Here is an 11,957-nt window from a genome sequence, read left to right on the forward strand (position 1 = left end):
TAGACTCTTCGCATGTAGCCTTTGTAGCCATATAGCTCAAGCATTAGACAGCTATTCAATGAATTCTTAAATTATTTCGCATCAACAGATATAAGTTGCAATAAAGGAACATTAAGAGCTAAGGCTATTGCGACCACATAACCAATAGAAATATTGGATTCTCTTCCGTTCTCAACAGAGGACAAATGTTTTTCAGAAATATCAGCAGCTTCTGCAAGTTTTTCTTGAGTAATCCCTTTTCTCTTTCTCTCTTGCTTAATAAGTTTGCCTATTTGAGCAGACACTCTTGCTGTTTCAAGCCTTTGCTGCTCAATGCTTATCCTTTTGATTTCCATAGTAACCCTCATAACTAGGGTTACCTATATTCAGCACGCTACGGCCACATGAACACCAGATATATCTTACCTTACTGCTTTTCTTTATCTAGAATGAGAGTTAACTCATTATTGATGGTGAATCACTATGTTTCTTACATCTAGCAAGACAGAGCTTTCATTCCCCCCTGAACTTCAACAACCAGGTGTAACTTGTTGGCAGCATGTTTGGCATGACACACATATACCCTGGTTACACATTTCATTTACAATTAAAGACCGATATGGTGAAACCATCAGTCGTGTTCTAATGACCCCCGTAATCAAAGATCTATTAGCACTCGTTGATCAAGCGGATATTAGTCTCATTGAGGTAAACTTGATGTCTCCAGGCAGCATCAACAAATCAGGCCATTGGAAACTAGATTGTTTAGATTCAATTTGGATCAAAAATTCTGAACTTTGCTGTTACGCCTACATGCTAGAAAACAATGTATTTTTTAGCGAACTTCCATATGATGACGCTAAGATTTCGGAATATACGGCGATATGGGAACGAGCCTGAATACATAAAGTAACGTCTTAACACTGAATCCGCGGGATATCACTCAAACGGGTAGTATACTGGGGAGACAAAAATTCCCGTCGCATCGCAAACTTCTGCTGAAACCCTTGACTGGCTACATGTACCGTATTCCGGCCATACCGCATATTGATCGCATCCATACAAGCCATCAGATTAGAATTATCAGTAAACTGCGTGAAAAAATCTTGTTGAAACATAGCTTTATCACATAAGTCAATCAAGCCAACACCGCATCGATAGAACGATACTCCTTTACGAAATATCTGCTCAACAGCTTGACGACATATGTTCGCGATTACCGTCGTATCCTGCGTTGGTATTGCAAATCGATGCGTAATAGACTTTCGATAGTACCCCTGAGCATCATGAGGTGAGTTTGTTGCAAAAATAACCGCCACACATGCCAAACTGTTCTGCCGGCGCAACTTCGCTGCGGCAATTCCGGCATGCTGAATTAATGCCTGACATAACAAATTCTTCTCAAGTATTCGCTGACCAAAACTACGAGTACTGTAAATTTCCTTCTTCGGCGCTTTTACATCGTCCCAGGTTAGCTTAACGACTCCTTGCAACTCATATACAGTACTCTCAACCAAAACGGAAAACTGCTTTCGTATCAAGCTTGGATTCGCATGCGCAAGCTGCCAAGGTGTATAAATATTTAAGCCCTGTAACCGTTGCGCTAAACGACTACCAATCCCCCAAATATCAGTCAGTTCCATATTCTGTAATATATGTTGACGAGTCTGTTCATTATCGATCACCGCTACACCGCGATAGCCTGCAATCCTTTTAGAAGCATGATTCGCTGCCTTAGCTAACGTTGGTGTCGGACCTACCCCAACACCGATAGGTAATCGCACCTCAGTCCACACAGCTCTACGAATCGCTCGCGCATGCTGAAACCATCCCTCCGGTGGCTCCCAGCCATCGTAGTTATGAAAAATTTCATCTATTGAATAAATATGACTATTGGGGGCAAACCGTGAACAAGTATCCATCATCCGCTGACTAATATCTGCATATAGTTCATAGTTACTCGAGCGAATCACCGCCCCCGCCTTTTCCAGATCATCCTTCACCTGAAAGTAAGGAATAAACTTCTTTCCAACCCCTAATCGTTTAGCAATATGACATGCCGCACAAATACACCCATCGTTATTTGTAAGTACGACCACCGGCTTATCCCTAATCGCAGGATCAAAAATTTTCTCGCAGCTGGCGTACATACTATTAGCATCACACAACGCGTACATAGTCAGAAAGCTTTTGATAATGGGCGATGAAGACGAATAGATCGAATCACAACACCTTCAATCTGGAAATTATCACCCTCACGAAGATGATAAGGTTTATTACCAGGTGCAGAAGAAAGCAAAACCCCCCGACGTTTATCAATCTTCTTGCACACGAAAACACCGTTTAGATTTGCTACTACCACATCTTGGTCTTTTACAGTCTCGGCCCGTGAGATCACCAACAAGTCACCAGAGAATATTCCGTCCCCAACCATAGACTCTCCTTCAGCATACCCAAGGTAGGTAGCTGCAGGATCGTCAATAATCAGGTCACTCAAGTCCAGTGAAGACTGTGTGTATTCCGCAGCAGGTGACTCAAAACCAGAAATCCCTGCTTGCGCAGCAATAGGAATAAAATGAAGCATAACCAATCCAGATACTGTTTATTTATACAGGCTAATTCACATTGTAACGTATGATTCACGTATGACAAATAAAATGTCTCTGGCATCAACATGGAGCAAGGAGCTCAGTCAACCAACTTCCAACAAGCACTTACGTTTCAGAAAAACCTCAAAAAGTGCATAGATAGAAGTAAACGAGTCAGAAAAAATAGACTCAAATCATAGGAAGATTTGAATCAAAAATTGCTTCCTAGTAGAGTAAGGTATCCAAACTAAACCCAGTATGGTTCCAGATAGACCTCTCATCTATCGGTGTAAAGAGCCGCTCTTCTGAGCGGCTTTTTAATAAGTCGCATCAGAGAATCTGCTAAGACTCAAATATGAAACGACTTATCTGCGGATACCATGGATAGAACTCTGACAGTTTAAGCTCTCTTCTCCTGTGCCTCTAATGATTGGAATCTAAGATTCTCTGTATTATCGTTTAGGGATTAATCGACTAAAGGAACTAACCGATGAAATGCATTTTGTTAACTACCGCACTCTCCCTGCTATCAGCAACAGCCGCTGCTACTTGTATCAAGCCTGATATCAAGCCTTACGACCCGGATACTTACTACTCATCCATCACAAATCAACAAGGTACAGAACTCAAATCAGCTCTAAACAAAATCATTCGTGGCCACACACGTTTTTCATATAAATGTACATGGACGATCTTAAAAGAAGCCGATGAAGACCCTAATAATAGTAACAATGTTATTGGTTTCTATACTCAACGATCTATTCCAAAGGTTAACCAAGATCAAGGTGAGAATGACCCTGACTTTTGGAATCGTGAACACATCTGGTCTAAGTCACATGGTTTCAGAAGTAAGAAACAACATGCATATACCGATGCTCATCACTTAAGAGCAGCTGATCGTTCGGTGAACTCCGATAGAAGCAATAATGATTTTGCTAATGGCGGTAAGCCAGATGATGAATGTACCTTGTGTAAAGAAGGTAAAGGCACCTGGGAAGTACCAACAAAGCAAAAAGGTGATACTGCCCGAATGATGTTCTATATGGCGACAAGATACGAGGGTAACGATAAATCTAAAACGGACGATCTCGAATTAGTTGACAGAACGACTTCATCTGATGAACCTTTTTTTGGAAAACTCTGCACGTTACTTGAGTGGCATGAGATAGACCCTGTTTCAGATGAAGAACGTCTAAGAAATGACGTGATTTACTCTTGGCAAAAAAATAGAAATCCATTTATTGATAATCCTGAATACATCCAAAGAATTTGGTCTACTCAATGTATCTAAATGTATAAAAAACATTATTACGTCAGATTAACTATAATTTAATCACAAACTTCAATTTAGAATAATGCCGAACTATAATTCTCATAAGAAATTATTATACTGTTTCAGTTTTTATTTATTTTTTGTTTCTGAATCTGCATCAACTCATTCGGGAGGACTTGATTCAAATGGCTGTCATGGCGGCTCTAAACCATACCATTGCCATAGATCGCAATCTCAAATGGTAGGTAATCGATTACGCTGTAATCTCGGAAGTCAGTCAGTAGAATGTGGTTCCTCTAGCACCTCTACATCCTCTACATCCTCTACATCCTCTACATCTTCTGTTACTACAATAAAGAAACCAGCTCAAAATAAAAACTTGGATTCATTTAATTCTAAAATTCAGCCCTACTATAAATTTGACAAATCGAAAGTACCGACATCATTAACTGTAGATCAAATAAAGAGTATTCAAAGACAACTAAAGCTACTGAAGTTATATGACGGACATATTGATGGATTATTCGGACCATCTACCGCTCTTGCTTTAGATATCTACATTATATCAAAGGGCTTTAATAGCAATGACTACTCATCAAAGCAGCTTTTAGAAGCTTTAAATATTAGATAGGTAACAATTTGAAAAACATCATAACTTTCGTATTCTTATTAATATCTTTTCCTGCAATAGCTCATACAACAGAAGAAATAATAAAACTCAAAGCAGCTAATGACGCTTTAGTTTTACGAGTTGCTGAGTTGCTTGAAGAAAATAAAAACCTCAAAGAGTTTGCTAAGAAAGCATTAATTTCACAGTCACAAGGAAAAAAAATACGTTCAGGCTGTGATCCACAAAAGCTTCGAGAAGTATTAGTAACAAGTGATGGTCGATATCAAGTAGCTGAAAAATGGATGAAAGAAAATCAAAAAGAATGCAACAAAGAAGAATTAACATATATATCCAGAAATATTCAGAGTTGGTCAGGATATGGTATGTCCAAAGTCATAAGACTAATTAACTACTACATAGATAACCGTTAACAGTTATATATAACACATACAGACCATGTTTATCTTCTTTTGAAAAAATATTCAATCAAATTAAACTCAGCAAGAATTGATACAAAGACAGCCCTGTAATTTTGTTGATGAAATATTATATCTAGCTGATTTCTAGGACTTTAAACTTCAGCAAGCCGCGTGATTGGAAGTACATAATGGACAGTTATATTCAATTAGACCGCCAGTTTAAGACCATTTCTCATAGCGAAGAAAGTACCCTCAACTCAAGTTTACTTTCTACTTTTGGATTCAATACAGGGCTGAGCTGGGAGAATCTCTTAAAAAAATATCGATGTGTCATACTTGCTGAAGCAGGAGCTGGTAAAACCTTTGAACTAAAAACAATGGCAGAAACACTTGTTAAACAAAACAGGTTTGCCTTTTTTATACGTATAGAGGACATAGATGCAGATTTTACAGACGCCTTTGAAGTTGGTAGCGAGAGTGCATTCGAATCTTGGGCACAATCTACTAAGGATGCATGGTTCTTTTTAGATTCTATAGATGAGGCAAGGCTCAAAGAACCTAGATCGTTTCAACAAGCACTAATAAAGTTCTCAAAAAAATTAAGAAATTGTGGTCAGAGAGCGCATATTTACATATCCAGTAGACCTTATTCTTGGAAATCAAATAGTGATCGATCATTTGTAAATAAAACGCTGCCATATTCAAGCCCTGAGAACAAAGAATCGCAGAGCAACTTATCCTTATATGTCATGCAACCACTTGATAGGGAGAAGATCCGTGACTTCTGCTCTGCAAAAAAGGTATCAGACATCAATAGCCTCATGCGAGAAATAGAAAAAACGGGGCTATGGAGTTTAGCCGAGAGGCCTTTTGACCTTGATCTGATCATTTCTAAGTGGGATAAGGAAAAAAGCCTTGAGAGCCGATTAGAATTACTACAGCACAATATTAGTGAGCGACTTAAAGAAAGCCACAATCAGGACAGAGCAGAGCGCCATGCTCTATCGCTTACCAAAGCAAAGGAAGGCGCTCGCAGGCTAGCTGCAGCTGTTGTGCTTACAGGTAAAGCTAATATTCATCTGCCAGGAACTTCTCAAGTTGATTTAGCCCTAGATGCTGGTGATCTGCTACCAGACTGGACTCCTACTGAGATACTTACCCTGCTGAACACTGCAATATTCAATGATATTGTGTTTGATGCTGTTCGTTTCAGACATAGTGACATCAAAGAAGTTTTAGCTGCAGAATGGTTCTCTGACATTCTATCTCCTGGAAGTAGCAGAGTTAAAGTTGAGAAATTAGTATTTAGAGAGAAATACAATAAGCAATTCATAACAACGAGATTACGTCCCGTTGTGTCTTGGTTAATCATTTTCGACCAAGTAATACGTAAAAAAGTACTGAGCCAATATCCAGAAATAGTCTTAGAAGGTGGAGACTCTTTACATTTACCTCTTGAATCAAGAAAAATCATACTAAATAGAATGATATCACTGATTGCAGAAGATAAAGATAGTCGCGCTACAAGAGATAACAGCTCAATTGCAAGAATTGCAACATCCGACCTTTCATCTGAAACTTCAAAGCTGATTGCCAAGTACAAAGACAATAATGATGCTATATTTTTTCTAGGCAGACTTGTCTGGCAAGGAAATATGTCAACTTGTGCTAATCAACTGATTGATTTGACAGTTAGCATTAAGTTAAACATATGGTCTAGGATTGTTTGTGCAAGAGCTATCATGACAACAGGGACTCTTAAAGAAAAACAAACTTTATGGGAAGGCCTCAATCATAATAAAAATAAACTCCCAAGAGAAATACTAGCAGAGATAATTGAAGAATCAGATATAAGTGATTTTAACATTCGCCAAATAGACCTATCTCTAAAAAAAATACCCAACTATGAAAGATTTAAATCAACAGGCCTGACCAGCGCATTAAAAACATTCTCATCAAAATTTTTAGTGGGCTCATATGATGCGGAGGCCGCTAGGTATTTAAGTCTTTTGCATACTTACTTGCATGAAAAGCCCTACCTAAATGAAAGGCATGTAACAATTTCCAAAAAGTATTGTTGGTTATCTTATGTAGCCATTCATTTTATTGAAGAGATAGTAAAGGCTTATAATAATTTATCTCTTAGTGAACACTGCATTTCTATTTTAATACTCTTAACAAAATTTAACTATTGGAAAAGTAATGATTTTGATCGCATTGAAAGTGGACTTAAAACAACAATTCCGCAATGGCCAGAATTAAATGACCTATTATATTGGAGTTCTATTGAAGTTGAAAAAGAAAAACATTCTCAACCTCTAACAGATGATTTTGAAATTAGTTATACCGATACATTCTGGGGATTCGATGAAGATTCACTACCTAGATTATTAGGATATATCCAAACAAAAGAATGTGAATATGATAAGCAGATTGTTCTAAGTACCGCCTTGACAGTTAGTCTTCGATCAGATAGATCCGATGAATGTATAGATCTTATTAAACAGGCAGTTAATAATAATGAAATACTGTCCAATATTTTATGTAAGATGCTTGACCCCACTCCGACAAAAGAACAGAGGGAGCATCTAGAAATTGCAGAGGCCCGTAAGAAAATATACAAACAAGTCTCGCAAGAAAGAAGCTTGAGTCGTGAACTGTGGATCAAAAGACTCCGTAATGCCCCTGATAAGATACGTACCCCTCCTGGAATTAAACCAGGCCAATGGAGTGAAGATCAATATAGGCTATTTAGGGAATCTCGAGGAAAGAACGCACCTTATAATAGAGGGAAGTCAGGTAAATGGGAAAGACTAATACCAGACTTTGGGATAGAGGTTGCAGAGGCTTATCGGGATGCCTCTGTAAAATTTTGGCGTTACTATAAACCTTCTATTAGATCAGAAAATCAGCAAAAAAGTTATCGTGTTTCTTACGAATTGCTGTTTGGTTTAACTGGTATTGAGACCGAGGCAAAATATGTATCAAATTTCCCATCATCCTTAACTGAGGCAGAAGTGTCACATGCCTTAAGGTATCTTACGTGGGAAATTAACGGCTTTCCTAGTTGGTTAGAAACCATATATAACCATTTCCCAGATCTGACACTTGAAAAGATTAAAAAAGAGGTTTACTGGGAACTCAATAACACAGGAGTGGAGACAGAATCGAGCTATATCCTTAATGATATAGCATTTCATGCGCCTTGGCTTCACGAAAAAATCGCAACTATGCTACTTGAATGGTTCGATGCAAAGAAAGTCCCCCTAGATAATCAACGCTGTTTTATCTTAACTATACTTCAAAATGCTGGTATAGATTCTAAGTGCCTTTCAAAACTCGCTACTAATGCAATAGCTCAATCTGATAATAATTCACAGTCAATTGCATGGTGGTTTGCAGTCCTAATTGATAATAACCCGAAACAGGGTATACAAGAACTTGAAAACTGGCTATCTGGCTTAAATAAAAAGACAGCGATCGAATCGAGCCAACAATTTATAACAACCTTACTGGGTACAAGATTCGGTAATAGTTATGAAATCAATTTAACAACAGGGTTATATATGAACCCTTCTGACTTAAAGTCCCTGATCAAGATAATGCATTCTTTTATCTTGATCGATGAAGACATTGATAGAACTAAAGACATCTCTTATACATCAACGCATAGAGATGATGCACAGGACGCCAGAGACAGACTTCTCAGACACTTAGCTGATATACCTGGTAAAGAAACCTATACTGCTCTTCAAGAACTCTCGCAACTTCCGGCTCTCAAAAAAATTAAAGGTTGGATTGAGCGAGAGGCTGTAACTCGCGCAGAAAAAGATGGAGATTTAGAGTTGTTCACCAGCCAGCAACTCTATACTTTTCACGAGACTCAAACATTGATACCTGAGAATCAAAATCAACTTTTTGATCTGATCGTAGATCATTTAAAGGAGATTAAAAACTGGGTCGAGACAGGAAACGATAGCCCATATACAATATGGCAGAGAGTACAAAACGAAGCAGAAGTACGCAACTTAATATCTGGAGCAATGCGACAGCTATGCAATAGCCGATACGTTAATGTTCAAGAAGCAGAACTTGCAAACGCTCAAAGACCAGATATTACATTTCAAAATTCAAAAGTTACTTGCCCAATACCTGTGGAAATTAAACTTTTGGATAAAGGTTGGTCAGGTAACAAACTTTGTGAACGCTTAGAAAACCAACTAATCGGAGACTATCTGCGAGAAGCAGATGCTAAACACGGTATATTTCTACTAGTTTCAAAGCATTTACCGCAGACTAAATACTGGATCATCAATGACAAACGTACATGTATTACCAACCTATCAGATGAACTAACTTTGTTCTGGAAGAGTATTGCATACAAATATCCTGAAATAGAGCAGATTGAAATTATCGTCATTGACATGAACATCCGTGCTCAAGCCAGTATAAATCATGAAAAAATATAGTTATTCAAGTTTAATCTGACCTCCCTGTGCAGTCATATCAAAACAGAAAGCTTCCGCTGCTGGTCCAAAACAGATCTTAAGGCCCATAGCAGCGGTAAACGTCAGTTTGAGTACTTAAGTATGCTTAACAATCAACTCTCTGACTCATTTATAGGTCGAGTTACTAAAGCAAAACGCTTCTCAGATATTTTCTCCTCTGGCTGGAAAAAACCTTGAAGATCTTTTTTATTATCTGAAGAATCGTTAGATAAAATTAACGCATCAGCTCTTGCATCATAAAATGAAGCTAAACTAATGCAATAACGGTATGTAGGGACAAGAACAACAACAATGAAAACGGTTATAACGATCGAGCCAATCCTATCAAGCAGTGCAGTCATCAAGGAATTAGATGCCTCTTGCACAATAACCTGAGCTTTATCAGGCATAGTTATCAACTCAGACGTTGCTGTTTTGCTAACAGCTTTTATTATTTCAACTGTGGCTTCATATTTTTTTTCATTTGAATCAGACTCCATCTCAAAGGAGCTGTTTAGTGCATAGTCGTAGCTAACCAAAATTTCCTGTAAATCCCTTATACTCTCCGCAACATCTTGATTAGATTGTCTAAGATCATCAGAAGCATTTCTAAACCCGTTCGACTCATAAGGGTCAGAAGAATAGTAGAAAAACGTGAAGCTAACAGCACAAGTAGAACCTATTAAAAGAAGAATCAGGGAAGCTTGGTTTCGAAGCTTAGTAGCCCTTCCTCTTAGCTCTGCAGTTAACGCTACTTTCCTCTCTTCGATACTTATATCCTCAGAAGGAGAATATCCTTCTGAGCTCCAGAAAGCTGAAAATGCTGATACAACTAATAGAATACTAGCTCCTACAGCACAAAGAATACCTATTTTTATTAGCCAATACGATTGATTGTAATTTTCTGAGAACTGATCAATATATTTAACCGAATTGTTAACGAAGAACTCTATAAACCCTGGCGTAGCTAATAAGTTATAGATGATTTCGATTGTTCTTGAATCTCCTCCAAGAGGTAGTTGCTGAGACTGTAGAGGAGGTTCAGATTTATCTTCAGCTTTAGGCAGTTTTTCGAGAGCGATAATTAGTGAATCTTGAAAAGCTTTTTCTTCTGATACATCACTAATCCAAGAAGAGAAATACCTACCTAAATCTGGTGTTAATATATATGCCGATGAAAGTGTTATTGCTGAAAAAAAGTAAAGTAAAACTGAAATTTTTGTTAAGGATTTTCTTACCACTATAATGTACTCCTTTCTAGATTCTTGATTTTCCGTAAGACATATCTTCAATATGATACCGGCTTCTAATCAGCTAAAGACCTAATTACAATACCTATGTTGGTTTTGACTATAAGTCATCTAATATATTTAACCAACGAAATACTCGAGAAATGTAGTAGAAGCTCTTTAATTGATAAATGCTAGCTATGCCTTCAAAACATATATTGGTATTTCTCCATCCCACAAATCACCATTACCCCACTCTAACTTTATATTTGCCTTAAATCGGCTATGAGTTAATTCAAGGCTAGGTATATCGACGCAAGTGAAACGTTTGACAAAATGTAAAGACGGTCTTTTATCGCTAATCCCCCCCTGATCCATAGGTATTAAAGATAAACGAACAAGTTCTAGGAGTATGAGTCGACTAAGTAATTCAAGGTCATGTTTGTATTCGTTGTAATACAGTGTTGCCAATGAGCCCAACTCTTTTGCAAAACTTATTTCACCTTTGATAGTGCTCATGCAAGTAGAAATTCTTTGCTTAGCATTATCGATTCCTTTAACCATTGCAATGGTTCCATTCTTAATATAAATATCGCCTGTATTATCAAGCGCCATATTTGCTCCCAAGTCATAAGGATTAGTTGCTACGGGTTTATTATCTACACTAATACATAAAATAAATTTTCCAGAAGAAGAAATTTCAATTTTTATGTCTAGGATTCTTCTCGCATCTCCCTGTGACTCAATAACAACATATGCTTCAGGTTCAATCAAAGAATCAAACTCTAATACATAGTTATTCAATAATTCCTGACTTCCTACTAATGGTGCCACTAATTCAAAGCTCCAATTTTGTGCATGTATAGAATTCCAATGAACAAAATAAATTAGCCCGCTACCTAATTGAATTAAAGTTGCATCTCTATTTACAAACTCTTCAGTTGGTAATTTAAGGCTATCTGCAGCTCTTTTTTCAGCCTGCGCTTTCCAATCGAGTAAAGTGCTTGCGGAATATACTGTATAATCAGTATCAATTAAATTTCCATGATCTCTACACATCCATATTCCATTTGAAATATGTTTTCTTTCTTCAGGGGTCATCTGAGGATTATATCTAGGCCCTCCTGAAGCAGCTGCGTGTATGTGTGCAGCAATGCCATTATTAATTCTTTTAGTTGGATCATCGGAATGAGGGCCAACTGTATTTCTGCCACACCCTGGGAATGAGCACTTCCAACTGACACGCTCGGCCATTATTCGTTTATTATTGGGGGTAAAATCATCCCGATTACTACCACTCATATCTGTACAATCCCAGTATAAATATAATTTTTTAATATTTGGTTCGTGCAAACTCTGCTTGCCTTGCAAA

At 37.7% G+C, this 11,957-nt stretch carries 8 protein-coding genes; 3 read left to right on the forward strand and 5 right to left on the reverse strand.

What is annotated here, in order from left to right; genetic code table 11:
* Positions 1-71 precede the first annotated feature (71 nt).
* The 3 genes from JYB63_RS03835 to JYB63_RS03845 form a co-directional block, all read right to left on the reverse strand.
* A complete protein-coding gene (locus JYB63_RS03835) occupies positions 72-335 on the reverse strand; it encodes a helix-turn-helix domain-containing protein (RefSeq protein WP_205656477.1) in 264 nt (87 codons plus the stop codon).
* 561 nt (positions 336-896) lie between these two features.
* A complete protein-coding gene (locus JYB63_RS03840) occupies positions 897-2,156 on the reverse strand; it encodes a Y-family DNA polymerase (RefSeq protein WP_336510847.1) in 1,260 nt (419 codons plus the stop codon).
* A 2-nt stretch (positions 2,157-2,158) separates the two neighbouring features.
* Positions 2,159-2,563 carry a LexA family protein gene (locus JYB63_RS03845; protein WP_205656479.1) on the reverse strand — a complete coding sequence of 135 codons (405 nt, stop codon included), beginning with the start codon at positions 2,561-2,563 and terminating at the stop codon, positions 2,159-2,161.
* A gap of 494 nt (positions 2,564-3,057) precedes the next feature.
* Here JYB63_RS03845 and JYB63_RS03850 point away from each other — a divergent pair, with 494 nt between their 5' ends.
* From JYB63_RS03850 to hyoA, 3 genes are all read left to right on the forward strand, one after another.
* On the forward strand, positions 3,058-3,858 hold the full coding sequence (locus JYB63_RS03850; RefSeq protein ID WP_205656480.1) for an endonuclease I family protein: 801 nt from the start codon (positions 3,058-3,060) through the stop codon (positions 3,856-3,858).
* Between the two features lie 621 nt (positions 3,859-4,479).
* Positions 4,480-4,881, forward strand: coding sequence for a hypothetical protein (locus JYB63_RS03855; RefSeq protein WP_205656481.1), 402 nt, complete (start codon positions 4,480-4,482; stop codon positions 4,879-4,881).
* Between the two features lie 176 nt (positions 4,882-5,057).
* Positions 5,058-9,338: an NACHT domain-containing antiphage protein HyoA gene (gene hyoA / locus JYB63_RS03860; RefSeq protein WP_205656482.1), complete on the forward strand. Its 4,281-nt coding sequence runs from the start codon at positions 5,058-5,060 to the stop codon at positions 9,336-9,338.
* A gap of 131 nt (positions 9,339-9,469) precedes the next feature.
* Here hyoA and JYB63_RS03865 read toward each other — a convergent pair whose 3' ends face one another.
* Together JYB63_RS03865 and JYB63_RS03870 are read right to left on the reverse strand one after the other, a co-directional pair.
* A complete protein-coding gene (locus tag JYB63_RS03865; RefSeq protein WP_205656483.1) occupies positions 9,470-10,597 on the reverse strand; it encodes a hypothetical protein in 1,128 nt (375 codons plus the stop codon).
* Positions 10,598-10,783: 186 nt separating this feature from the next.
* Entirely contained in the window at positions 10,784-11,956 is a 1,173-nt protein-coding gene (locus JYB63_RS03870) for a hypothetical protein (RefSeq protein ID WP_205656484.1), read from the reverse strand.
* Between the last annotated feature and the right edge of the window lies 1 nt (position 11,957).

This window comes from Aliamphritea spongicola, assembly GCF_017051665.1.
In the GTDB taxonomy this organism is placed as follows: Bacteria; Pseudomonadota; Gammaproteobacteria; order Pseudomonadales; family Balneatricaceae; genus Amphritea; species Amphritea spongicola.

Coding starts and splice junctions, on each gene's coding strand:
- JYB63_RS03835 (WP_205656477.1), bottom strand. CDS start 335: ATGGAAATCAAAAGGATAAGCATTGAGCAGCAAAGGCTTGAAACAGCA.
- JYB63_RS03840 (WP_336510847.1), bottom strand. CDS start 2,156: ATGTACGCGTTGTGTGATGCTAATAGTATGTACGCCAGCTGCGAGAAA.
- JYB63_RS03845 (WP_205656479.1), bottom strand. CDS start 2,563: ATGCTTCATTTTATTCCTATTGCTGCGCAAGCAGGGATTTCTGGTTTT.
- JYB63_RS03850 (WP_205656480.1), top strand. CDS start 3,058: ATGAAATGCATTTTGTTAACTACCGCACTCTCCCTGCTATCAGCAACA.
- hyoA (WP_205656482.1), top strand. CDS start 5,058: ATGGACAGTTATATTCAATTAGACCGCCAGTTTAAGACCATTTCTCAT.